General features: G+C 30.7%; 18 protein-coding genes. 10 read left to right on the top strand and 8 right to left on the bottom strand.

Going from position 1 to position 25,714, the window contains the following annotated elements; genetic code table 11:
• Positions 1-2: 2 nt before the first annotated feature.
• Complete coding sequence (gene murB, locus BN899_RS12665) at positions 3-917, bottom strand: UDP-N-acetylmuramate dehydrogenase (protein ID WP_042275924.1); 915 nt, start codon at positions 915-917, stop codon at positions 3-5.
• A gap of 182 nt (positions 918-1,099) precedes the next feature.
• Complete coding sequence (locus BN899_RS12660) at positions 1,100-1,891, bottom strand: formate/nitrite transporter family protein (RefSeq protein ID WP_042275922.1); 792 nt, start codon at positions 1,889-1,891, stop codon at positions 1,100-1,102.
• A gap of 348 nt (positions 1,892-2,239) precedes the next feature.
• On the opposite strand from BN899_RS12660, the gene BN899_RS12655 reads away from it, so the two are divergent.
• The 5 genes from BN899_RS12655 to BN899_RS12635 all read left to right on the top strand — a co-directional run bounded on the left by BN899_RS12655 (position 2,240) and on the right by BN899_RS12635 (position 9,353).
• Entirely contained in the window at positions 2,240-3,106 is an 867-nt protein-coding gene (locus tag BN899_RS12655; protein ID WP_042275920.1) for a formate/nitrite transporter family protein, read from the top strand.
• A gap of 177 nt (positions 3,107-3,283) precedes the next feature.
• Positions 3,284-4,771 carry a cardiolipin synthase gene (gene cls, locus BN899_RS12650; RefSeq protein ID WP_081712260.1) on the top strand — a complete coding sequence of 496 codons (1,488 nt, stop codon included), beginning with the start codon at positions 3,284-3,286 and terminating at the stop codon, positions 4,769-4,771.
• A gap of 374 nt (positions 4,772-5,145) precedes the next feature.
• Positions 5,146-5,643, top strand: a complete 498-nt coding sequence (locus BN899_RS12645) for an NADH-quinone oxidoreductase subunit NuoE family protein (RefSeq protein WP_042275918.1) — start codon at positions 5,146-5,148, stop codon at positions 5,641-5,643.
• Positions 5,644-5,656: 13 nt separating this feature from the next.
• Positions 5,657-7,537 carry an NADH-quinone oxidoreductase subunit NuoF gene (locus tag BN899_RS12640; protein WP_042275949.1) on the top strand — a complete coding sequence of 627 codons (1,881 nt, stop codon included), beginning with the start codon at positions 5,657-5,659 and terminating at the stop codon, positions 7,535-7,537.
• A gap of 22 nt (positions 7,538-7,559) precedes the next feature.
• A complete protein-coding gene (locus BN899_RS12635; RefSeq protein WP_042275915.1) occupies positions 7,560-9,353 on the top strand; it encodes an NADH-dependent [FeFe] hydrogenase, group A6 in 1,794 nt (597 codons plus the stop codon).
• Between the two features lie 50 nt (positions 9,354-9,403).
• Here BN899_RS12635 and hprK read toward each other — a convergent pair whose 3' ends face one another.
• The 3 genes from hprK to BN899_RS12620 form a co-directional block, all read right to left on the bottom strand.
• Complete coding sequence (gene hprK / locus BN899_RS12630) at positions 9,404-10,333, bottom strand: HPr(Ser) kinase/phosphatase (protein ID WP_147568556.1); 930 nt, start codon at positions 10,331-10,333, stop codon at positions 9,404-9,406.
• Positions 10,334-10,432: 99 nt separating this feature from the next.
• Positions 10,433-12,241: an excinuclease ABC subunit UvrC gene (uvrC, locus tag BN899_RS12625; RefSeq protein ID WP_042275912.1), complete on the bottom strand. Its 1,809-nt coding sequence runs from the start codon at positions 12,239-12,241 to the stop codon at positions 10,433-10,435.
• Positions 12,242-12,461: 220 nt separating this feature from the next.
• The gene (locus tag BN899_RS12620; protein ID WP_052356849.1) at positions 12,462-14,099 is read right to left on the bottom strand and encodes an ABC transporter substrate-binding protein; all 1,638 of its coding nucleotides are present in this window, start codon (positions 14,097-14,099) and stop codon (positions 12,462-12,464) included.
• A 213-nt stretch (positions 14,100-14,312) separates the two neighbouring features.
• Here BN899_RS12620 and BN899_RS21005 point away from each other — a divergent pair, with 213 nt between their 5' ends.
• From BN899_RS21005 to BN899_RS12595, 5 genes are all read left to right on the top strand, one after another.
• Positions 14,313-14,675, top strand: a complete 363-nt coding sequence (locus BN899_RS21005) for a DUF3899 domain-containing protein (protein WP_042275910.1) — start codon at positions 14,313-14,315, stop codon at positions 14,673-14,675.
• A 90-nt stretch (positions 14,676-14,765) separates the two neighbouring features.
• Positions 14,766-15,707, top strand: a complete 942-nt coding sequence (locus BN899_RS12610) for an ABC transporter permease (protein ID WP_042275907.1) — start codon at positions 14,766-14,768, stop codon at positions 15,705-15,707.
• A 1-nt stretch (position 15,708) separates the two neighbouring features.
• A complete protein-coding gene (gene opp3C, locus BN899_RS12605) occupies positions 15,709-16,740 on the top strand; it encodes an oligopeptide ABC transporter permease (RefSeq protein WP_042275905.1) in 1,032 nt (343 codons plus the stop codon).
• A 21-nt stretch (positions 16,741-16,761) separates the two neighbouring features.
• Positions 16,762-17,787, top strand: a complete 1,026-nt coding sequence (locus tag BN899_RS12600; protein WP_042275902.1) for an ABC transporter ATP-binding protein — start codon at positions 16,762-16,764, stop codon at positions 17,785-17,787.
• Entirely contained in the window at positions 17,780-18,733 is a 954-nt protein-coding gene (locus BN899_RS12595) for an ABC transporter ATP-binding protein (protein WP_042275900.1), read from the top strand. Before BN899_RS12600 ends, BN899_RS12595 begins: the two co-directional genes overlap by 8 nt.
• A gap of 137 nt (positions 18,734-18,870) precedes the next feature.
• Here BN899_RS12595 and uvrA read toward each other — a convergent pair whose 3' ends face one another.
• The 3 genes from uvrA to BN899_RS12580 all read right to left on the bottom strand — a co-directional run bounded on the left by uvrA (position 18,871) and on the right by BN899_RS12580 (position 25,585).
• Positions 18,871-21,696 (bottom strand): excinuclease ABC subunit UvrA, encoded by a 2,826-nt coding sequence (gene uvrA, locus BN899_RS12590; RefSeq protein WP_042275897.1) that lies wholly within the window; start codon positions 21,694-21,696, stop codon positions 18,871-18,873.
• A complete protein-coding gene (gene uvrB / locus BN899_RS12585) occupies positions 21,697-23,691 on the bottom strand; it encodes an excinuclease ABC subunit UvrB (protein ID WP_042275896.1) in 1,995 nt (664 codons plus the stop codon). It abuts the gene before it with no gap.
• Between the two features lie 379 nt (positions 23,692-24,070).
• On the bottom strand, positions 24,071-25,585 hold the full coding sequence (locus BN899_RS12580) for a thiol-activated cytolysin family protein (RefSeq protein WP_278244988.1): 1,515 nt from the start codon (positions 25,583-25,585) through the stop codon (positions 24,071-24,073).
• Between the last annotated feature and the right edge of the window lie 129 nt (positions 25,586-25,714).

The raw sequence follows: 25,714 nt of genomic DNA, 5'->3' as shown, positions 1-25,714 counted from the left end.
TGTTAATCCTCTCCGAGTATTTTTACTTCTTCCTCTAGCATTACTCCAAATTTAGTTTTTACAGTGCTCTTAACTACATACATTAAGTCTAAAAGATCTTTTGCATTTGCATTACCTAGATTAACAACAAATCCACAATGTTTTTCAGATACTTGAGCTCCTCTTAATGTAAGTCCTCTAAGACCGCTGTCTTCTATTAATTTTCCTGCGAAATTTCCTTCAGGTCTTTTAAATGTGCTTCCAGCACTTGGTAAGCTTAATGGTTGTTTTGTAACTCTTCTTTGTGTGAAATCAGCCATTTTAGCCTTTATTTCATCATAGTTTCCTTTTTCAAGTTCTATTTCTGCTGATAATACTACGTAATCTGTTTTAGAAAGTATACTTCTTCTATAACCAAATTCCATTTGCTCATTTGTAAATTCTACTATATTTCCATCTGTATCCATAATTCTTACAGATTTAATCATATCTTTCATTTCCCCACCATAAGCTCCTGCATTCATAGCTAATGCTCCACCTATCGTTCCTGGTATGCCAGCTGCAAATTCAAATCCTTTTAATTCTTCTCTTAAAACAGCCTTCCCTACTACAGAAAGTAATGCTCCTGATTGAACTGTAAGCTTATTCCCTTCTATACTGAATGCATTAAAGTTATCTGAGATCTCTATTACTATACCTCTAATACCTCCGTCTTTTATCAAAAGGTTTGAACCATTTCCAATTACTAGATAAGGAATATTTTCCTTCTTTATTAAAGAAAAAACATTTTTTAATTGTTCTTCTGTTCTTGGCTTTACTAATATGTCAGCTGGACCACCAACCCTAAAAGAAATGTGCTTTTTCATAGGTTCATCCAGTTTTATATCTTCCTTATCTAATATATTTAATAAATTTTCATATATATATTCTTTATTCATATATTTCCTCCTAGTTTATACTATTTATTCATTATTTATCTATGTTAAACTATATTATTAATTTCATAATTAATTTCATATATTTAATATAATAATGTATTAAAAAAAAAATAACAATATATAAAGAGTTTAAAGTAAATTAAAAAAGCGTTGATATATCTATATCAACGCCAAAATTTCTATCATATTTTTTCTGTAGTTTTTACTTTTTTATTTAAATAACAATTACGGTACATAAAAGGAATTATTATAGCACCACCAACTATATTTCCTAATGTGACTGGAACTAAATTCATAATAAGTTGAGTGATCCCTACATTAGCTCCTAAGACCATTCCCATTGGTATAAAAAACATATTTGCAACACTATGTTCAAATCCACATAATACAAATAGCATTATAGGAAACCAACATGCAAATATTTTAGATACTACATCTTGAGCAGCTGTTGCCATCCATACAGATAAAACAACTAACATATTACAAAGTATTCCTTTAAAAAATGCTTCTGAAAAAGTCAAAGCAACCTTACCTTCTGCCACTGCAATTGTCTTTGTTGCAGCATCTCCAGTTAATGTTGATGAATAAAAAACAAGTAAAACTAAAAATAATGACCCTATAAAATTAGCTGTGTATACTAATCCCCAATTTCTAAACATCTGTCCTATGGATATTTTTTTCTCCATTACTGCTAATGACATTAAATTGTTACCTGTAAATAACTCTGCACCACACATAACAACTAGCATAAGTCCAACTGGAAATACTATACCTCCTGCAAATTTTGCTAATCCTGGATCTATTCCTGCGAGAGTTTGGGTAAATATAATATTACCTAATCCCCCTAAGCCAATAAAAATACCTGCAAGTATTCCTAACAAAAGACATGGCTTGGTAGCAAGTCCTGCCCTTTTTATACTTACATTTACCATAGCTTCTGCTATTTCCCCGGGTGTTAAGAATCTTTTGTCCATAAATCCACCCCCTATTTTTATTTAATAAGCTTATAAAATATTGTAGCACTTTTAAGTTCCCATTGATTAATTTAATTTTATAAATTTTGCATTTTTATATCTAGTAATATATGTTTTACTCCTAATTTATTTTTAGTAAAAATCCAATATTATACTTTTTCATGCTGTATAATTAATTTTTTAACATAAAAATTTTTTTATATATACTTTAATCAAAAACTTGTGGTGTTTAATGTATACAAAAAAAAATTTTTGATGTATAATTACAAATGTTGTATATGTATGCATAAAATTAAAATGAAATTTTAAAATTGATTATTCTAATTAATATTCAAGGAGGACTTTTAAATGTCAGATAAAAAGATGCTTTACCCAGCAGAAATAGCTAAATATACTATTGAAGCTGGTATAAAAAAAGTTAACACACCTGCAAAAAAAGTTTTAGCTTCTGCATTCTTAGCTGGTGCTTATATAGCATTCGGTGCTTTAGGATCAATTGCAGCTTCTTATAACTTATTAGCAAATCCTGCAACTTACGGATTAGGTAAAATGGTTGCTGGTTTAATGTTCCCTGTTGGACTAATAGCTGTTTTAGTAGCTGGCGCGGATTTATTTACTGGTAATATACTTATTACTTTAGCTGCTTTAAAGAAAAAAGTAACTTGGGGACAAGCTTTCAAGAACTGGGCATTAGTTTGGATAGGTAACTTAATTGGTGCTGCTTTAGTAGCTTGGATGGTAAGTTTATCAGGAGTATTTGATTGGAGTAATGGTCTATACGGAGGGGTTGTAGTTAAAACTTCAATAGGTAAACTAGGATATAGCTTTATTCCTGCTTTAGTTTCAGGTATATTATGTAACTGGTTAGTTTGTGCTACTGTTTGGATGAGTTACGGTGCTAAAGATATAACTGGTAAAATATTAGCTACTTTCTTTGGTATATTCTTATTCATATGTGCTGGATTTGAGCATAGTGTTGCAAATATGGGATATTTATTCGGTGGTTTATTTGCAAAATCTAACCCAATGTTCCTAGAGGCTGCTCACAAGACTGTAGCCGATGCATCTGTTATAACTGTACCTAATATATTTGTAAATAACTTATTACCTGTTACAATAGGTAATATAATAGGTGGTGCAGTATTCGTTGCTGCTATATACTTCTTTATATTTGAGACTAAGAATGAAGGTTCTGAATCAAACAAAGCTGCTTAATATAATTAAATAATTTTTAATATATGTGAAGATAAAAAGGTTGTTCTATATTTAATAGGCAGCCTTTTTTTATATCTTTTAGTTTTTATGTATTGACTGTATAATGATTATAATGTTAATATACCTATTTATTAAGCATTATAAACATTTATATTTATAAAAGGAGGAATTTTCACATTGCACTTGTCATTTTATAAAGATTTTGCCTACTCAATAGCTATTACAATTGTATATTTAATAAACTTCTTAGCTGTATTAAACCTCTTATTCAGAGAAAAGCGTAAGACTGAAACTACTATAGCTTGGGTTATGATATTAATCATTTTACCTGCTGCAGGATGTATTCTATACTTAGTTGTAGGTCGTGGCATACCTAAGGATAATATGTTTAAAATAAAAGAAGCTGAGGATAAAATTATAAAGAAAAATATATTAGATACTCAAGTAAGACTTGAGTATGATCATGAACTAGACTCTAATATAGTAGAGCATCGAGATATGATTTATGCTTTAGCTAATTCAAATGATGCTAATTTTACAACTAACAACGATGTAGATATATATTCAGAGTGTAATAGTTTCTTTGACTCTCTTTTAGAAGAATTAAAAAATGCTAAGCAATATATAAATATACAATTTTATATATTTAAAGATGATGAAATTGGAAATAAAATAATTGATATTCTTATAAATAAGGTTAAAGAAGGTGTTGAGGTAAGACTTTTATATGATGAGGTTGGAAGTAGATTATTTACTGATAAGTCTGTATTGAAATTAAAAAATGCAGGTGTTAAAGTTGGTGCATTCTTCCCTTCTTTTCTTAAAATCATAAACTTTAACTTAAATTATAGAAATCACCGTAAAATTGTAGTTATAGATGGAAATGTAGGATTCATTGGAGGAAATAATATTGGCGATGAATACTTAGGTAAAGACCCTAGATTTGGAAATTGGAGAGATACTCACCTTAGACTTACAGGAGATTGTGTAAGGGATCTAAATATAAGATTTATTCTTGATTGGAGATACACAACTAAAGAAGATTTAGATTTAAATAAGTACTTTAATGAGACATGCTATACCTCTAACTCAAATTCTAATCCTAATAAAGACATTGGAATACAAATTGTATCTAGTGGTCCTGATATTACTGATTTAGATGAGATAAAATATGGGTATATTAAGATGATACAAAAGGCAAAAAGATATGTATATATACAAAGTCCATACTTTATTTTAGATCAAACCCTTACTGATACATTAAAGATAGCTTGCTTATCAGGTGTAGATGTGAGAATTATGATTCCATCCAAACCAGATCATCCTTTCGTCTATTGGGCATCTTGCTCATACGCTGGAGAATTATTAAAATTTGGAGCTAAACTCTACACTTATGATGAAGGTTCGTTCTTACATGCAAAAACTATTGTAATGGATGATTCTATTTGTTCAGTAGGGACTGCAAATATGGATATAAGAAGTTTCGAATTAAACTTTGAAGTAAATGCATTTATTTATTCTTCTGAAATTGCTAAAAAACAAAGATTAATATTCGCAAATGATATATTAAACTCAAAAGAAATCACAGCAGAGATTTATAATTCTAGGTCTACTTATATGAGATTTAAAGAATCTATTTCTAGACTTTTATCTCCTGTTCTATAAAATATAGATTATAATTTTATAAATTCCTAATATAAATGTTTATATTAGGAATTTTTTGATTTAAATTTATTTATACTTTTATATAGTATTTTTTAATATTTGTATACTAAAATATTTATAAATTAAAATTTAACAGTTAATGTCAAACGTTTTCCGTTAATTTTTTGTTTATTGCCATTTTGAAGTGGTTATATACTATAATATACTTATCATAAAATAACCATTTCAATTTCAAACCAAAGCAGGCTTTTGTATCTTCTTATAAGTCATTCATCTTTATAAATTTCTTAATTTTGCCCAATATTTAATTTTAAATCATAATTACTTACTAGTTAAGAAAAAACAAAATAATATTAAAACAAAGGGGGATTTGTATGTGCGATTTTATTTCACGCAATAAACAGTTATTTGAAGAGTTAGATAGTTTTGTTGATACTCTTGAAACTAAAGAAGGCTCTTTAATACAAGTGCTTCACCATGCTCAAGGTATATTTGGCTATCTACCTCAAGAAGTACAACTCTATATAGCTAAAAAGCTAGATGTTGCACCATCTAAAGTTTATGGAGTTGTAAGTTTTTATTCATACTTTACCACTGAACCTATAGGAAAATATAAAATCAGTGTATGTCTAGGTACTGTATGTTTTGTAAAAGGTGCAGATAAAATACTTGCTGAATTTGAAAAAGAACTTGGTATAAAATCTGGAGAAACAACTAAAGACCTTAAGTTTAGCCTTGAAGGGCTAAGATGTGTAGGAGCTTGTGGATTAGCTCCTGTTGTAGTTATTAATGGAAAAGTTTATGGAAAGGTAAAACCAGAATCAGTATGCGAAATATTAAGCCATTATAAAAATTTAGAATTAAATTGCTAAGGGGTGATGAATGATGAATAAAATAGTATCATTTGATCAGTTAAAAGATTTAGTCACTGTGTTAAAACCAACTCTTGATTTAAGAGAAAATCATACTAAAGAAAACCTTACAAAAAGAGAAATTCTAGTTTGTGGTGGTACTGGCTGTACTTCTGCAGATAGTTTGGATATAATTGAAAATTTAAAATATGAAATAAAAAATGCAGGTCTTGAAAATGAAGTTAAAGTCCACTTAACTGGTTGCTTTGGTTTCTGCGCTAAAGGTCCTATAGTTAAAATTTTCCCTGATAATGTATTTTATGTAGAGGTAACACCTTCCGATGCTAAAGAATTATTTACGGAACATATAGTTAATAATAAAGTAGTTGAAAGGCTATTATTTGAAGAACCTTCTTTAGATCATAAAAAAGTTGAAAAACATGATGACATGTCTTTCTATAAAAAGCAATCAAGGGTTGCCCTTAGAAATTGTGGCCATATAAATCCTGAGAATATTGGAGAATACATAGGTGCTAATGGATATGTAGCTTTAGGAAAATGTATCTGTGACTTAAAACCTGAAGATGTTATATCAGAAGTGAAAACTTCTGGATTAAGAGGTAGAGGTGGAGCAGGATTCCCTACCGGAGTTAAATGGGAGTCTTCTTCACAAACAGCTCCTGGCCAAAAATATGTTGTATGTAATGCTGATGAAGGTGACCCTGGAGCGTTTATGGATAGATCTATACTTGAGGGAGATCCTCATAGTGTATTAGAGGCAATGGCTATATGTGGTTATGCTATTGGTGCTGATACTGGATATATATATATAAGGGCTGAATATCCTCTTGCTATTGAAAGATTAAAAATAGCTATTAATCAAGCTGAAGAAGCTGGTTTGCTTGGTGAAAATATACTTGGTACAGACTTTAATTTTAAAATCGAATTAAAGTATGGTGCTGGAGCTTTTGTTTGCGGTGAAGGTACTGCCCTAATTAATTCAATTGAAGGTAAACGTGGAGAACCTAGAATGAAAACATTCAGTGCTTCTAAACGTGGCCTTTGGGACGTTCCAACTTGTTTAAATAATGTTGAGACTTTTGCTAATATACCAGCAATCATTAATAAAGGTGCTTCTTGGTTTACTGAATATGGTACAGAAGATTCTTCTGGTACTAAGGTATTTGCTCTTGGTGGAAAAATTAATAACGTCGGCCTTGTTGAAGTTCCAATGGGAACAACTCTAAGAGAAATAGTATATGAAATAGGTGGAGGCATCCCTAATAATAGAGAGTTTAAAGCTGTTCAAACCGGAGGTCCATCTGGTGGATGTATTGCTTCTAATAATTTAGATACTCCTATAGATTTTAAATCATTAAGTTCAATAGGATCTATGATGGGTTCTGGTGGTATGCTTGTACTTGATGATTCAGATTGTATGGTTAATATATGCAAATTCTTCCTTGAATTTACTGTTGAAGAATCATGTGGTAAATGTACTCCATGCCGTATAGGAAATAAAAGACTTTTAGAAATTCTTACTAAAATAACTGAAGGTAAAGGATGCGAAAAGGATTTAATTGATTTAAAGGAATTAGCTACAACTATTAAAACCACTTCTTTATGTGGTCTTGGTAAATGTGCTCCTAACCCAGTTTTAAGCACACTTGATTGCTTCTACGATGAATATTTAGCTCATGTTGTAGATAGAAAATGTCCATCTGGTCAATGCCAAGCACTACTAGATTTTGTTATAACTGATGATTGTAAAGGTTGTACTAAATGTTCTAAGATATGTCCTGCTGGATGTATAACTGGAAAAGTAAAAGAAAAGCATTTAATCGATACTACAAAGTGCTTAAAATGTGGTGCTTGTATGGATTCATGTAAATTCAACGCTATAATTAAGCAATAATTTTAGTTTAGGGGGAATATTAATGAGTTTAGTTAATTTAACTATAAATGGTAAGTCTGTTTCAGTTCCTAAAGGTACCACTATATTAGAAGCTGCTAAACAAGTAAATGTTAAAATACCTAACCTTTGCCATTTACACATGGATGAAATAAATATGGTTAATCAATGCGCATCTTGTCGTATATGTATGGTAAGTGCAGGTAGAGGTTTAGTCCCAGCTTGTGGAACTCTTGTTAAAGAAGGTATGAATGTTAAAACTAATACTAATGAAGCCTTAAAAGCTCGTAAAAATGTTGTAGAACTACTACTATCAGACCATCCTAAAGATTGCTTGTCTTGTGATAAGAATGGAAATTGTGAATTACAAAATATAGCTTCTGACTTAGGAATAAGAGATATAAAATTTGAAGGTGAAATGTCTTACGCTCCTATGGATACATCATCAAAATCAATAGTAAAAGATTATAATAAATGTATTTTATGTAGAAGATGTGAAACAATGTGCAATGAGATACAAACTGTAGGAGTACTTTCTGGAGTTAACCGTGGTTTTAACACGCAAGTTGGAACATTTTTCAATACTGAACTATGCAATACTGAGTGTACATTCTGTGGCCAATGTATAGCAGTCTGTCCAACAGGAGCTTTGACTGAAGTTAATAATGTTTCTACTGCATGGGATATATTAAATCAAACTCAAAAAGTTGTCGTTGTTCAGGTGGCCCCTGCAGTAAGGGTTGCTATTGGTGAAGAATTTGGTTTAGAACCTGGGTCTATATCCACAGGAAAAATGGTTGCTGCTATAAGATCTCTAGGATTTAAGCACGTATTTGACACTAACTTTGCAGCTGACCTTACAATTTTAGAAGAAGCTTCTGAGTTTTTACACCGTTTGAAAGAAAATCATAACCTTCCAATACTAACAAGTTGCTGTCCTGCATGGGTAAACTTCATTGAACATAATTATCCTCAACTTCTAAACTTAACTTCTAGCTGTAAATCACCTCAGGAAATGTTTGGATCTATAGCTAAAAATTATTACGGCCCTAAAGTATTAAATATAGCTCCAGAAAATATATCTGTAGTATCTATAATGCCTTGTGTAGCTAAAAAATATGAATGTGCAAGACATGAACTAGGTCAAGATAATGTTCTTGATGTAGATATAGTTATTACTACTAGAGAATTAGCTAAGATGATAAAGGAAGCCGGTATAGATTTAGCTAGCCTTGAGGAAGAAGAATTTGATAATCCTCTAGGTCAATCTAGTGGTGCTGCTGATTTATTTGGAACTTCTGGTGGTGTTTTAGAAGCTGCTCTTCGTACTGCATATGAGTGGGTAACAGACAAAGAATTAACTGATGTTAATTTTAATTCTGTAAGAGGACTAGAAGGTATAAAGGAAGCTAGTATAAATATAGATGGCACAATAGTAAATGTTTGTGTAGCTAACAGTCTTGGCAACGCTAGAAAGGTTATGGACGAAGTTGCTTTAGGAAATTCTAAGTATCATATTATAGAAATAATGGCTTGCCCTGGAGGATGTATAGGTGGCGCTGGTCAACCTTACCATTTAGGAGACTATGATATAGTTAAAAAACGTTCTAACGCATTATATGCTATAGATAGCAGTAAAAGGCTTCGTAAATCTCATGAAAATCCATCTATTGTTGCTTTATATAATAATTTCTTAGAAGAACCTTATAGTGAGATTGCCCATAAATATCTTCATACTTATTATTTTGATAAAAGCGCAGTATATGAAGAATCTAATTCATGTAATTGTAGTAAATTAGCAGAGTCTACTTGTGAGTAATCTAAAATTATTTATATAAAAAAGGATTGGCTAATGCCAACCCTTTTTTATTATTTAGAGTCTATTAAATTAGATAACTTCTTTGTAAACTCTTGAGCTGCATCATACCCCATACCTTTTTGTCTAAAGTTCATAGCTGCCACCTCAAGTATCATTGCTGTATTTCTACCAGGTTTAACTGGTACAACTAATTTTTCAACTTTTATACCTAGTATTTCTTCATACTCTTTATCTAATCCAAGTCTATCATAGTATTTACCTTCATCCCATCCTTCTAAATGAACTACTAAATCTATAGTCTTAGAATTCTTAACTGCTCCTACCCCATATAAACTTCTTACATCTATTATTCCTATACCTCTTATTTCTAAGAAATGTTTAAGAAGTTCAGGAGATCGACCAGAAAGTATGCTCTCATCTAGCTTTCTTATTTCTACGGCATCATCAGCGATTAATCTATGACCTCTTTGGATTAACTCCAATGCTGTTTCTGATTTACCTATGCTACTCTCACCCTTTATTAATACTCCGATTCCATATACATCCACTAAAACCCCATGTAAGGTTGTGTAGGGAGCCAACCTATCGTCTAGATAATTTGATAGCCTATTTATAAGCCTTGTAGTATTTCTTTGTGTGCTTAAAACTACTCTATTGTATTTTTTTGCATACTTTATAACATCTGGCTTTACTTCTAATTCCCTAGATACTATCAATGCGGGAATTTCATGTGAGAAAAATTTATCTAGAACATTTTCTCTTGTTTCATCATCGATATAACTAAAAAAATTATACTCTGTCTTACCTACTATTTGTATTCTGTCATATGCAAAGTATTCAAAATACCCAGCAAATTGTAACCCTGGCCTATTTATATCCTGAGAATATACATAGTAATCCTTATTTTCAGGCATATAAACTACTTCTAAATTTAAATCTCTTATTATATCTTTTATTGATACCTTATCGATTAAATTCATACTCTTTATCCCTTTCTGAAAAATTCGCTTTGCTCATTTCGCCAACGACCTACAAATCAGGTCCGTTGCTCAAGGTAAGCGGTAGGAAATTATAATTTCCTACTGTTTAAAGAAGTTATACACACTTTCGCAAGAAGCTTTATTCATCCCCTCTACTTCTAGTAATTCTTCAAAAGTAGCACTTTTTATAGCTTCTATATCCTTAAAGTGACCTAGTAGTGCTTTTTTTCTTTTTTCTCCTATTCCTTGTATATCATCTAATACTGATTTTGTCAAAGTTTTGTTTCTTAGACTTCTATGATATGTTATAGCATAATTATGAACTTCTTCTTGAATGCTTGCGACAAATCTATACAAATTAGATGTTTTATCTAATTCTATCTCCTTTTCCTGGGAAATTAATCCCTTCGTTCTATGTTTATCATCTTTATACATTCCCCATAGAGGAATTTCTACATTATATAAGTCTAAAACCTTTTTAACAGAGCTTACTTGACCTTTTCCCCCATCTAATAGTATTAAATCAGGTAAATTTCCATATTTTAATCTTCTTTCTACTATTTCTGCCATAGAGTCGTAATCATTTGGCCCTATTACAGTTTTTATCTTGTATCTACGGTATTCTTTTTTATCTTTTTTTCCATTTGTAAATACAACCATAGAACCGATTGAATCCACTCCTTGTATATTAGAAATATCAAATGATTCTATTCTTTTTGGTATACTTTCTAAATCCAGTATTTGTTTTAATTCTTCTAATGCACCTATACTTTTTTCATACTTTCTTTTATTCATATCAGAGAATTTTTCTAAATACTCTACTGCATTTTTCCTTACCATTTCAACAAGATTTTTCTTTTCACCCTTTTGAGGTACCCTTATTATTACCTTTTGACCTTTTTTAGCCGATAACCACTCTTCTAATATAAAGCTATCTTCTATTTCGTCTTCTACTATTAATTCCTTTGGTATGTATTCTTGTTCCATATAGAATTGCTTAACAAATGATCCTAATATAGACTCTCTTGGGCTATCCATTACACCTTCTAATATAAAGTGTTCTCTACCTACTATTTTACCATTTCTAACAAAGAATACTTGAACGCAAGCTTCATCATGAGCTCTAGCCATGGCAATTACATCTTGATTTAAATCTGAGGTAGTAGCGTCTATCTTTTGTTTTTGCATCATTTCTTCTAGACTTCTAATTTTATCTCTATATATAGCTGCATCTTCAAAATTAAAATCCATAGCACATTTATTCATTTTGTCTTTTAATAACTCTATTAATTTTTCTTCTTTTCCAGATAAAAATAGTATTATTTCCTCTATCATTTTACTGTATTCTTCTTTTGTAACAATTCCTGTGCATGGACCAACACATTTTTTTATATGCATATTTAAGCATGGTCTTACTTTGTTTTTTATAGCTCTATCTATGTCTATATTACATGTCCTTATTGGATAAGTATTTCTTATTATTTCTAATGTATCATTAACTGCTGTTGTATTTGTATACGGACCAAAATACCTTGCCTTATCCTTTAGCACTTTTCTAACTTTTAATATCCTAGGATAGTCCTCATTAGTTGTTACTTTAATATATGGATATGTTTTATCATCCCTTAATAAAACATTATACTTCGGCCTATATTGTTTAATTAGATTACATTCTAATATTAGTGCTTCTAGTTCTGAATCTGTAATAATGTACTCAAATTTATATATATTTTTAACCATAGATTTTACTTTTGAAGGATGATTTTTCGATGATTGAAAGTATTGTCTTACTCTATTTTTTAAAGATATAGCCTTTCCTACATATATAATATTATCAAATTTATCTTTCATTAAATACACACCAGGCTCAGCTGGAAGTTTCTTTAAATGATCCTGTATGTCAAACAATTTATTACCTCCGACGTTTATATTTTCATATTAGAATTATACCCTAAAAGAATAAATTATTCCCATAGATTATTTTATCAAAAATAAAAGCGTAGATATAAAACAGTTAAAACTGATTTATATCTACGCTTTATTATAAGCAATAAATTTACTTTTAAATATCTTTAAAGTAGCTTATTATCGAACTACTTGAAATGCATTATAAATGTAAATATTTAATTTATTTAGAAGCACCTCTACCACCATTTACTTGTAAGAAGAATGTAGACGCTTGGCCGTAGTTGTGTATTTCTTTGCTATCTTTATATTTATCAACATAGTCAGAATCTAATAGACATCTATCTATTTGACCATCTTCATATAAGTTAACTGAAGCACTAGTCTCTTTAACTACTTTAGTATTTATAGTATCTAATTTGATTATATTTTTATTCCAATATCCAGGGTTTTTAGTCATAGTATATTGGTCTTCTACTTTCCAACTTGTTAAAGTAAATGGTCCATTGTATAGTTGAGTTTCTGCTGTAGTACCATATTTTTCTCCTTGAGCCTCAACAAATTTTTGATTTTGAGGGTAGAATACTTGGAATGATACTAATTCAGGGAAGTAAGAAACTTTTCTGTTTAATTTAACCTCTAAAGTATGATCATCAACAGCTTTAACTCCTACACCTTCTGAACCTTTATCAGTTGCTTCTGGAGCTCCTGCTATATCATTCATTATGTATCCATACTCAGATGCTGTTTCAGGGTTTAATGTTCTCTTCCAAGAATACTCAAAGTCTTTAGCTGTTACAGGCTCTCCATTTGACCATTTAGAATCTTTTCTTAGTTTGAAAGTCCAAGTTAATCCATCTTCAGAAACCTCCCAAGACTCTGCTACTCCTGGTTCAACTTTACCATCTTTATCTATTCTAGTTAATCCCTCCATAGTGTTATTCATAACTGTGAAAGATGAAACGTCTGTTGCTTTACTTGGATCCATTGTAGGTATATCTGAAGTTATATCTATATTAAGAACTTTTTCTGGCTTATCTACATCTGCATGTCTATAGTCATAATCAGGTCCCCAAGAATAATTTATTATTCCTGAAACATAAGGTTTCTCTAAATAAGTTCTTCCTTTTTGTTGTATTGGAGCTAAGAATCCATCTTCCAACATAAGTTTTTCTGCTTCTGCGTATTTTTTATAAGCATCAGTAGTACTGTCTGCCTTTGTAGCTTCATCTACTAATTTATTAAATTCATCACTATTATATCCAACTTGCTTAGAGAATTGATTTCCACTTTGCATTGTTACTAAGAATGTTAATGGGTCTGGATAATCTGCTCCCCATCCTGAATAAGCTAAATCAAAGTTTCCAGCAGTCTCTTCTGCTAGCTTTTGTTTAAATGGAAGATTTTTAACTTCTACAGTTAATCCTTCTAATGCATCACTTAATTCTCCTTGAACAAATTCCCCTGTTCTTTTTCCTGAGTCATGATCAAATGTTAATAACTCAAGTGTAACTGTATCAAACCCAACCTCTTCTTTAGCTTTTTTCCATGCTTCCTTAGCTTTGTCTTCATCATATGCCATACCCATATCCTTAGTAAGTTCTGCATAATCTTTTCCGTTATCGAAGGCTAAGTTAGATGATGTAAATGTGTTTGATGGAGTTGATCCATTATTTAATATAACATCACATAAAGCCTGCTTATCTATAGCCATTGCTATCGCATTTCTTGCATTCTTATTTGCAAGAACTTCTTCTGAACTAGCTTCTCCTCCACCTTTAGAACTACTACATCCAACAAGTAAGCTTGAACTTACTAGTGCTATTGTTGCCAGCACTGATATTTTTCTTTTTAAAAACATAACTATCACCCTCCCATATACCTTTTTATAAATAAACTCATATGTTTAAAATTTATTATATAACATGTTTGAAGAAAAATCATTTGTTTTTTAAATTTTCTGATTTTTTTAATCAAAAAAATTTTTTTATACAAAAATATTAATTTAAACTTGAAAATACTTTATTATGGTACTACAATTAGAATAATAAATAATTTCGAAAGGCGGTTCAATATGAAAAACGTATTACATCTTCTTGCAATTGACGCTATTGTTAGTATATTATATTCAATTATCAACAAATTTAGTACATATTCATTTCTAAATTGCGCGTTTATTGTAGGAATGATTTATTTCCTTTTCGGATTATTGTGTTTCGTTTGGGAAAAAGGATTCTTTAATATTACACTTTTCTCCTTTAATAAAATAAGTCAACAGTTTCAAAGAAGAAAGGGAATATTACCAGAGGATAATAACATAACAATCGAAGATTATATTTGTAGGCAAAATAGCTTTCACCTTACAAATAGTTTATTAATATCTGGTCTATTAATATCAATCACTTCTATTGGTATAAGTTTTATTGTCATATCATAAACATATAAAACTATATAAGTTATTATTCTAAGAGTTTATATCACTCAATATTCGTGGTTTTAGTAAAAAAATAAAAAAGGGGGGATAGCGGTGTTTCGCTATATATTGAAACGTATTGCATATATGTTTGTCACTTTATTTGTAGTTATATCAGTTACTTTTTTCTTAGTAAGGCTTCTTCCAGGTAGTCCATTTAATGAGCAAAAGTTAAATCCTCAACAAATTGCTAGATTGGAAGCTACTTATGGTTTAGACGATCCCGTTCCTGTTCAATATGTAAGATACCTAACAGGTGTATTCAAAGGTGATCTTGGTACTTCTTTCAAGCAAGCTAACAAAAAGGTTGAAGATATTATAGCTAGTCGTATAGGTCCTTCTGCTTTACTTGGAGCTCAATCTTTAGTTTTAGGTACTTTCGTAGGATTAGCACTTGGAATTATTGCTGCACTTAAAAGAAATACTATTTGGGATTATACTTGTACCATCCTTTCAGTAATAGGGGTTTCTGTTCCATCCTTTGTGTTTGCAGCTACACTCCAATTATATGTCGCAAGTAAATTTAAAATACTACCTATAACTTGGGGAGTTCCTTTAGGATCAGATTTCAGATATGTCTGGACTATACTTCCATCTATTGCACTTTCATTCTTTACAATATCAAGTGTAGCTCGTTTTACTAGAACAGAGCTTGTTGAAGTATTAAATGCTGACTACATAGTTACAGCTAAGGCAAAAGGATTAAAAAAATCTACTGTTATTTTAAAGCACGCTCTTAGAAATGCCTTAATACCTGTTATAACTATTTTAGGACCTTTAGCTGCAGGTCTACTTACTGGTTCTTTAGTTGTAGAGAAGGTTTTTGCTGTTCCTGGTATAGGTGATTTATTAGTCACTGCTATATCTATTAATGATTTATTTATAATTTCAGGAGTTGCTATACTTTATAGTGCTTTTTATATAGCAGTTATTTTAATAGTTGATGTCCTTTACGGCGTAATAGATCCAAGAATTCGTTTGGCAGGAGGTAAATAAAATGGTTGATAAAGTAATAATTGATGGTCAAGAAGTAAAATTAACAGCAGATTTATTTGAGCCTACTCCTGTACAGACAGGTGATAATGAGGCTATTACTAGAGAAAGTCTAACTTTCTGGCAAGATGCTCGAAAAAGATTATTTAAAAATAAAGGAGCTGTAGTAGGATTGCTTATCCTTATAAGCATTGTCTTAATGGCTATATTTGCTCCTATGTTTTCTAAATATGATTATAAATCTCAGAATTTAAGACACGTTAAAATACCACCTAAAATGCCTATTGTATCTTCTTTAGGTATAATGGATGGTAAAGATTCAAAAGGCGTTGATGTATATGCAGAAAAAAATATAAAAGAGAATTATTTATTTGGTACAGATGCACTTGGCCGTGATATATGGACTCGTACTTGGACTGGTGCCAGAGTTTCTTTATTCATAGCAGTGTTAGCAGCTGTATTTGATTTACTTATAGGTGTTACTTACGGAGGTATCTCTGCTTACTATGGCGGAAAAGTCGATATTGTTATGCAACGTATAATTGAAATAATCACAGGTATTCCTCAATTAGTTATTGTCACACTTTTCATAATGGTATTTGATCCTGGTATATTCTCTATTTCTTTAGCAATGGCTGTATCTGGATGGACTGGTATGGCTAGGGTTGTTCGTTCACATGTACTTAGACTTAAAAACCAAGAATTTGTATTAGCTTCTAAAACTTTAGGTTCTTCTGATTTTAGGCTTATTCTTAAGCATCTTTTCCCTAACGTTATAGGTCCTATTGTAGTAATGATTATGTTTACACTACCTCAGGCAATATTTTATGAAGCATTTTTAAGCTTTATAGGATTAGGTCTTCAGCCACCTGATGCATCACTTGGTGTATTAATAAACGAAGGATTCAAAGCATTGCAAAATTATCCATATATGATGTTCATACCATCAATTGTAGTATGTTCATTAATATTTGCTCTTAATTTATTAGCTGATGGTTTAAGAGATGCAGTTGACCCTAAGATGCGTAATCAATAATTAGTAAGGGAGATGAGTAAATTGGAAAAATTATTAGAAGTTAAAAACTTATGTGTTAATTTCAACACTTATGGTGGTGAAGTTCAAGCCGTTAGAGGTGTCACATTTGATTTACATAAAGGCGAAACTTTAGCCATAGTTGGAGAATCTGGTTCAGGTAAATCTGTTGCTTGTAAAACTATCATGAGAATTTTATCTGCAAATGGTTATATAAAAGATGGCGAAATATTATTTGATGGAAAAGATTTAACTAAACTTAGCGAAAGTGAAATGGAAAAATTAAGGGGTAAAGATATAGCAATGATATTCCAAGATCCTATGACTTCTCTAAATCCTACTATGACTATAGGAAAGCAAATAATGGAAGGTATTGTAAAACACCAAGGCCTTGGTAAAGATGAAGCTAAGACAAAAGCTATAGAACTTATAGATTTAGTCGGTATATCTGAACCAGAGAAAAGATTTAAACAATATCCACATCAGTTTTCTGGCGGTATGAGACAGCGTATAGTAATAGCTATATCTTTAGCTTGTAACCCTAAAGTATTAATAGCAGATGAGCCTACAACTGCATTAGATGTTACTATACAAGCTCAAATACTAGAACTTATGAAGGACCTTCAAGAAAAAACTGAGGCTGCTCTTATATTTATTACTCACGACCTTGGGGTTGTTGCTAATATGGCTGATAGAGTTGCAGTTATGTATGCTGGTAAAATTGTAGAATACGGAACATCTAGTGATATATTCTATAATCCTCAACATCCATATACTTGGGGTCTTTTAGGATCAATGCCAACTCTAGATATAGGAGATAATGATTTATATAATATACCTGGAACTCCTCCAGATTTAATGCATCCACCTAAAGGCGATGCCTTCTCTCTTCGTAGTGACTTTGCGCTTAAGATAGATGGTTTAGCTGAGCCACCTATGTTTAAAGTTTCTGATACTCACTATGCTGCTACTTGGCTTTTGCATCCTTTAGCTAAGAAAACAGAGAAACCTATCAATGTATCAAGAAAGAAGGTGTCTATAGATGAGTAGAAATAAATTACTTGAAGTTAAAAATTTAAAACAATACTTTAGAATTGACAAAAATACTACTGTTAAAGCAGTTGATAATATAAGCTTTCATATATATGAAGGCGAAACATTTGGATTAGTTGGAGAATCTGGTTCTGGAAAATCTACTACAGGTAGAACTATAATCCGTCTTTACGACCCAACTGGTGGAGAAGTTATATTTGACGGGAAAAATATATCTTCTAAGAAATTAAAAAAAGATGAAAAAAATCATGTAAATAAAAATATGCAAATGATTTTCCAAGACCCTATGGCATGTCTAAATCCTCGTATGACTGTAAGTGATATAATTGCTGAAGGTTTAGATATTCATGGTCTATGTAAAAATAAAGAAGAAAGAAGAGATAAAGTTTATGAACTTTTAAGAACTGTTGGTCTTAACGAACAACATGCTAGTAGATATCCTCATGAATTCTCTGGTGGTCAAAGACAACGTATTGGTATTGCTCGTGCTTTAGCTATAGAACCAAAGTTTATAATTGCAGATGAGCCTATATCTGCCCTTGATGTTTCTATTCAAGCTCAAGTTGTTAACCTTCTTAGAAAGTTACAAAAAGAAAATGGTCTTACTTATTTATTTATTGCTCATGACCTTTCAATGGTTAAATATATAAGTGATAGAATAGGTGTTATGCATCGTGGTAAGTTAGTTGAATTAACTACTGCTGATGAATTATATGAACATCCTCTTCATCCATATACTAAATCATTACTATCGGCTATACCTCTTCCTGATCCTGATTATGAAAAGGATAGAGTTCGTATAAAGTATGACCCTAATATGCATGATTATTCTAAGGAAAGTCCGCAGTGGGTTGAAATAAGACCAGGACATTTCATATACGCTTCTAAATCAGAATTAGTTGAATATGAAAAAGAATTAGTTGCAAATGGAAATACGATTTAGATTTTAATTTTAATTATATATAAAAAAGACTATCTCTTAATTTGAGATAGTCTTTTCTATTATTTAAGTTTAAGTTTGTAGGTCGTTTGAGCCACGTGTGGACGAATTATTTGAGCGATATGGTCGAAGCGAATTTTTTATTCAAAATATTTTCTTAAGAACATTCCTGTATATGAACCCTCTACTTTTGATACTTCTTTTGGAGTTCCAGTTGCTACTATTTCTCCACCTCTATATCCACCTTCTGGCCCTAAGTCTATTATATAATCACATGTTTTTATAACATCTAGATTATGCTCTATTACTACTATACTATTTCCTGTATCAGCTAATCTTTGTAATACATGAATTAGCTTATCTACATCTGCCATATGTAAACCTGTTGTAGGTTCATCTAAGATGTATAAAGTTTTTCCTGTTGGTCTTTTACTTAATTCTGTAGCTAGTTTTATTCTTTGAGCTTCTCCTCCTGATAATTGAGTTGAAGGCTGTCCTAACTTAATATATGAAAGACCTACGTCTATTAATGTTTCTAACTTTCTTTTTATATTAGGTATGTTTTCAAAGAATTTAAGAGCCTCTTCTACGTTCATATCTAATATATCTGAAATAGTCTTGTCCTTATATTTAACTTGTAAAGTTTCTCTATTATATCTTTCTCCTTTACAAACCTCACAAGGAACATAAACATCTGGAAGGAAGTGCATTTCTATTTTTATTATACCATCACCCTTACATGCTTCACATCTTCCACCTTTAACATTAAAACTAAATCTTCCTTTTTTATATCCTCTAGCTTTTGCCTCGTTAGTTGCTGCAAATAAATCTCTTATCATATCAAATACTCCAGTATAAGTAGCTGGATTTGAACGAGGAGTTCTACCTATTGGACTTTGGTCTATATTTATTATTTTATCTATATTTTCAATTCCCTTAATTTCTTTATGTTTACCAGGTCTTTCTCTAAGTTTGTTTATCTTACCTGCTACACCTTTATATAGTATATCGTTTATTAATGTACTTTTTCCCGAACCTGAAACACCTGTTATACAAGTAAATTTACCCATAGGTAATTTTACACTTAAGTTCTTTAAGTTGTTTTCAGTAGCTTTAACTATCTCTATAAATTGTCCATTACCTTCTCTGGTTTGTTCTGGTATTAAAATTTGCTTTTTACCACTTAAATATTGACCTGTTATTGAGTCTTCATCTTCTAATATTTCTTCCAAAGTTCCTTGTGCAACTATTTCTCCACCATGAACTCCAGCCCCAGGACCAATATCTACTACATAATCAGCTTCTCTCATAGTATCTTCATCGTGTTCTACAACTATAAGAGTATTTCCTATATCAGTTAAATGTCTTAAAGTTCCTATAAGTCTATCATTATCTCTTTGGTGTAGACCTATACTTGGCTCATCAAGAACATATAATACTCCGACAAGAGCTGATCCTATTTGAGTTGCAAGTCTTATACGTTGAGCTTCTCCACCAGATAATGTTCCTGCTTTTCTTGATAAATTTAAATAATCTAGTCCAACATCTCTTAAAAATGATGCTCTTCCTTTTATTTCTTTTAATATTTCATGAGCTATAAATTTTTGCTTTTCAGTTAAATCTATATTCTCCATAAATTCTATAAGATCATTAACAGAGAAATCTGTCACATCCATTATATTTTTCCCATCTACTAATACAGATAGTACTTCTTTTTTAAGTCTTGCTCCCTTACATTTTGGGCAAGGTGTTTCCGCCATATATTCTTCTATTTTTTCTCTAGAATATTCCGAATTTGTTTCTCTATATCTTCTTTCTAAATTTACTATTACGCCTTCAAATGGTGCTTTATATTGTCTTCTTCCTCCAAATTTAGATTCAAATATAAACTCTACTATCACATTATCTTTTCCATAAAGTAGTTCCTCTACAAAATCTTCTGGTAAATCTTTAAATGGAGTATTTATAGATACGCCAAATTTATCAGCTAAACTTTGTACCATTTTACTATAATAGGTGTCATCATTTGCTCCAACTGAACCCCATGCAGCTATTGCACCTTGTTTTATAGATAGCTCTTTATTTGGAACAACTAAATCAGGATCAACTTCTCTACTTTCTCCAAGACCATTACAAGTATCACATGCTCCAAATGGACTATTAAATGAGAACATTCTAGGAGATAATTCTTCAATTCCTACACCATGTTCTGGACAAGCAAATTTAGTTGAATAAAGTATTTCTTCACCATCTATTATTTGAGCTATTACAAGTCCATCTGATAACTTTATAGCTGTTTCTATAGAGTCTGCAAGTCTAGCTTCTATGCCATCTTTAATTACTATTCTATCTACAACAACTTCTATGCTGTGTTTTTTATTTTTGCTTAATTCTATGTCATCAGTAACTTCATAGTTTTCTCCATTTACTCTAACTCTTACAAATCCCTCTTTTTTTATATTATCTAATACTTTTTTGTGAGTTCCTTTTTGACCTCTGATTACAGGAGATAATATTTGAAGTTTTGTTCTTTCTGGAAAATTCATCATTTTATCTACTATTTCTTGAACTGTCATTTGGCTAATTTTTTCTCCGCAAACAGAACAATGAACTTCCCCTACTCTTGCAAATAATAGTCTTAAATAATCATATATTTCTGTAACTGTACCTACTGTAGAACGAGGATTTTTAGAAGTAGTTTTTTGATCTATTGATATAGCTGGCGATAATCCTTCTATGTATTCTACATTTGGCTTTTCCATTTGTCCTAAAAATTGTCTAGCATATGCAGATAAACTCTCTACATATCTTCTCTGACCTTCTGCATATATAGTGTCAAAAGCTAAAGAAGATTTACCAGATCCCGATAATCCTGTAAAAACTATAAATTTATTTCTAGGAAGTTCTAAATTTACATTTTTTAAGTTATGCTCTTTGGCACCTTTTATTATGATTTTATCTTCCATTTATTCTTGTATCCTTTCCTCTAGCTGTTTTATTTTATCTCTAAGTTCAGCTGCTCTTTCAAATTGTAGGTTTTGTGCAGCTTCCATCATTTCAGCTTGTAAACTAGCTATATTATTTCTTATTTCTTCTATATCATCACTTTCTTTAATTCCATAGATAACTTCTTCATCTGCAACTACAGTTGCTTCTATAGCATTCCTTACACCTTTTTTAATAGTAGTCGGTGTTATTCCATGTTCTTCATTATATAGCGTTTGTATTTCTCTTCTTCTTTTTGTTTCTTCTATTGCACTTTCCATCGATCTAGTTATCTTATCAGCATACATTATAACTTTACCTTCTGAGTTTCTAGCAGCTCTACCTACAGTTTGTATTAAAGATGTTTCCGAACGTAAGAATCCTTCTTTATCTGCATCTAATATTGCTACAAGAGAAACTTCAGGTATATCTAGACCTTCTCTTAGTAAGTTTATACCTACTAGTACATCAAATTTACCTAATCTTAAATCTCTTATTATTTCCACTCTTTCTAATGTATCTATATCTGAGTGTAAATATTTAACCTTTATACCTATTTCTTTTAAATAGTTAGTTAAGTCTTCACTCATCTTTTTAGTTAAAGTAGTTATTAATACTCTTTCTTTCTTTTTAATTATTTGGTTTATTTCACCTACTAAATTATCTATTTGATTATTTATAGGCCTAACCTCAATTATAGGATCTAATAATCCTGTTGGTCTTATTATTTGCTCTGCTATTGTAGTTGAATGTTCAATTTCATAAGGACCAGGTGTTGCTGTTACAAATAGAATTTGATTAATATTTTCTTCAAACTCACTAAAGTTTAGTGGTCTATTATCATAAGCTGAGGGTAATCTAAATCCATTATCTATAAGTGATCCTTTTCTTGATTTGTCACCTGCGTACATTCCTCTGACCTGTGGTATAGTTACATGAGACTCGTCAACTATTATTAAGTAGTCATCTGGGAAGAAATCCATTAATGTATATGGCTTTTCTCCAGCCTTCCTACCAGTTATATGTCTTGAGTAGTTCTCTATACCCTGGCAGAACCCTATTTCTTTTAACATCTCTACATCATATTTAGTTCTTTGATCTATTCTTTGAGCTTCTAATAATTTATCATTTTCTTTAAAATAGTTTATTCTATCTTCTAATTCTTCTTCTATTGCAATAACTGCTTTTTCTACTCTCTCTGGAGTTGTTACATAGTGAGATGCAGGGAATATCACCACATGATTTCTAACCCCTGCTATTTTACCTGTAACATAATCTATTTCAGTTATTCTGTCTATCTCATCTCCAAAGAACTCTATTCTTATAGCTCTTTCATCGTTACTAGCGGGGAATATTTCTAATATATCTCCCCTAACCCTAAATGTACCTCTTGTAAAATTTATATCATTTCTTTCGTATTGTATCTCAATTAATTGTTTAATAATATCATCTCTATCCTTTTCCATACCTGGTCTTAAAGATACCATAAGTTTTTTATAGTCTTCTGGATCCCCTAAACCGTATATACATGATACTGATGATATTATTATTACATCTTTTCTTTCTAAAATTGATGCTGTTGCTGAATGTCTTAACTTATCTATTTCATCATTTATACTTGCATCTTTTTCAATATATGTATCACTATGTGCAACGTAAGCTTCTGGTTGATAGTAATCATAGTAACTTACAAAATATTCAACTGCATTATTTGGGAAAAATTCTTTAAACTCACTATATAACTGTGCCGCTAATGTCTTATTGTGAGCTAGTATTAATGTAGGTTTTTTAACTTCTTGTATAATATTAGCCATTGTAAAAGTTTTTCCCGAACCAGTAACCCCTAATACTGTTGAAAACTTCTCATCGTTGTTTATAGCCGTGACAATTGACTTTATAGCTTGGGGTTGGTCTCCCGTTGGTTTAAAATCTGATTTTAAGTCAAAATCCAAAACTCTCACTCCTTTTTCGAACATTCGTTCCTTATAAATATCATTATACCATATCTATTATGTATTTAATGTTTTTAATTATATAATTCTTAAATAATTTTTATATTAATATCTTTTATATTTAATAAAATATTTTTACATATTTTACCCAATATAATAAAATTTGAACCTCATTTATTTTATATACTACATAAAAAATAAGACCTCTATGGGGGATAGAGGCCTTATAAAATGGGGGAGATTGAGTAATTCATTTGTTTCTATTAAGTTTTACATTATAATTATTTCCACATATATAAAAAATATACATCAGATTCAAAATTTATTAAATTTAAATCTAATGTATATTTTCATAAATAATATTATATTAACTTTTATAAAACCATATTAGTATTTACTAATCTTATTGATAAGTTACTTCTGTTCTTGGGTATAATGTTGTTCCCCAAATTGAAACATTTATATTGTTTGCTAATGGCATATTATCTTCATCAATTACTGTTCTCCACCATTCCCAAGCAAGACCTGTACACTCTCTAGCTAAAACTTTTATATTTTTTACATTAGGTTTAAGGGGTATAACTGTAGAAAAATGAGCTGTTTTATCTCTATAGTTTCCATCCCATGTCTTATGAGTTAATATTTCTTTACCGTCTTTATCATATGTAACTTCATCCCATGATACACAGAACTGAGCAACATATGCTCCACTATGGTCAAGATTTATTCTTCCTTTAGAGTATTCTGTAGAAGTAGTTTCTATATAATCAGTCTTATTATGAACAGCAGCTACTGAGTTATCTTTTAGGAATACACTTGTATATGAAATTGGGTATGCCGGATTTTTTAAACTAAACTCAGCATTTTCTTTAAGTACATTTCTTATTTCATCAAAGTCTTTTGTTATAATTTTATTGTGTTCTTTAGAATCTCCACCTAATACTACAGCAGTAAATGAACTATTTTCAAATATATCTTTATACTCTACCTTAGATTCTACATTATTATTTTTTATTAAAGCTTTGAATGCAGATTGTACATCCTTATTCTTTGATGTTGTCTCTAATTTTACATATATAGTTCTACCATAGGCTACATTAGATACCATAAGAGGTGGCGTATCATTACTTACACCTTTTCTTGCTAATTCTTTGAAAGTTACATTTTGATCAAAAAGGTCTGCAGGATTGTTTGGTAGTTGTGCACTTACAGTGTAAAATATTTGCTTATATGCAGCAACCATAACTTTCTTCTCTCCACTTGCAATAGCATTAAAATCTATTCCTAATGAATTATCTATGACTTTTGCATTAACATTTAATGCACTTGCTATTTGAGATTTGCTATATACCATAGATTCTACGTATTGTGTTCTTGCAGGTAAAGTATGTGTTGATGAATTTTTTTCACTCCAGTTAGATACTAATTCATCTACAGCTCCAGACACGTTACCATATGTAGGATTATCTACTTTTATTGTATTTTCTTTCTTCATACCCGGTAGATCTATACTAATATCTATAGGTTCTCTTTTACACATTAATAAACTTGGTCTATTCTCTACGAAAGAGTTATCTGCAAGTTGTAATGCTCCTGGATATGCACGGTCTGTTACTGAGTCTATTATAGAAATATCTACTGGTGATGTTGTAAGAGATTTTTTCTTTCTCTCAATCACTGTAAATTTTCCATTAGATTCTACTCCTTCTCTTGGAACTACATTTTCTATGCTATCACCTTTTGTAGCTAGAACCTCATTTCTATTATACTTTAAATTAGCTATACCCTCGTTAATATCATCTTTATTGATATTACTAGGTGTTTGCGCAAAACTTAAAGACATTTGCGCACTCATAGATAACATAACTGTAAGACATAATAGTTTTTTTATCCTTTGCATTTGTTTTGTATTTCTCATAAAATACCCCCTCTCTATTATAATCTTACGGACATATTATAATAAGGTTGATAAAATTTGAGTCCACTTATTAAGGATTTGAGTCCACTTATTAGCCGAATGTTAATATATTTTTACACACAAAAAAAG

Source organism: Faecalimicrobium dakarense, assembly GCF_000499525.1.
Taxonomy (GTDB): Bacteria; Bacillota; Clostridia; order Peptostreptococcales; family Peptostreptococcaceae; genus Faecalimicrobium; species Faecalimicrobium dakarense.
The sequence above is the reverse complement of the archived record's forward strand: the minus strand, read 5'-3'. Positions and strand labels throughout refer to the sequence as shown.

Excerpts from the sequence above, each read along its gene's own strand:
- murB (WP_042275924.1), bottom strand. The coding sequence starts at position 917 with ATGAATAAAGAATATATATATGAAAATTTATTAAATATATTAGATAAG.
- BN899_RS12660 (WP_042275922.1), bottom strand. The coding sequence starts at position 1,891 with ATGGACAAAAGATTCTTAACACCCGGGGAAATAGCAGAAGCTATGGTA.
- BN899_RS12655 (WP_042275920.1), top strand. The coding sequence starts at position 2,240 with ATGTCAGATAAAAAGATGCTTTACCCAGCAGAAATAGCTAAATATACT.
- BN899_RS12645 (WP_042275918.1), top strand. The coding sequence starts at position 5,146 with ATGTGCGATTTTATTTCACGCAATAAACAGTTATTTGAAGAGTTAGAT.
- BN899_RS12640 (WP_042275949.1), top strand. The coding sequence starts at position 5,657 with ATGAATAAAATAGTATCATTTGATCAGTTAAAAGATTTAGTCACTGTG.
- BN899_RS12635 (WP_042275915.1), top strand. The coding sequence starts at position 7,560 with ATGAGTTTAGTTAATTTAACTATAAATGGTAAGTCTGTTTCAGTTCCT.
- hprK (WP_147568556.1), bottom strand. The coding sequence starts at position 10,333 with ATGAATTTAATCGATAAGGTATCAATAAAAGATATAATAAGAGATTTA.
- BN899_RS12620 (WP_052356849.1), bottom strand. The coding sequence starts at position 14,099 with ATGTTTTTAAAAAGAAAAATATCAGTGCTGGCAACAATAGCACTAGTA.
- BN899_RS21005 (WP_042275910.1), top strand. The coding sequence starts at position 14,313 with ATGAAAAACGTATTACATCTTCTTGCAATTGACGCTATTGTTAGTATA.
- opp3C (WP_042275905.1), top strand. The coding sequence starts at position 15,709 with ATGGTTGATAAAGTAATAATTGATGGTCAAGAAGTAAAATTAACAGCA.
- BN899_RS12595 (WP_042275900.1), top strand. The coding sequence starts at position 17,780 with ATGAGTAGAAATAAATTACTTGAAGTTAAAAATTTAAAACAATACTTT.
- uvrA (WP_042275897.1), bottom strand. The coding sequence starts at position 21,696 with ATGGAAGATAAAATCATAATAAAAGGTGCCAAAGAGCATAACTTAAAA.
- uvrB (WP_042275896.1), bottom strand. The coding sequence starts at position 23,691 with ATGTTCGAAAAAGGAGTGAGAGTTTTGGATTTTGACTTAAAATCAGAT.
- BN899_RS12580 (WP_278244988.1), bottom strand. The coding sequence starts at position 25,585 with ATGAGAAATACAAAACAAATGCAAAGGATAAAAAAACTATTATGTCTT.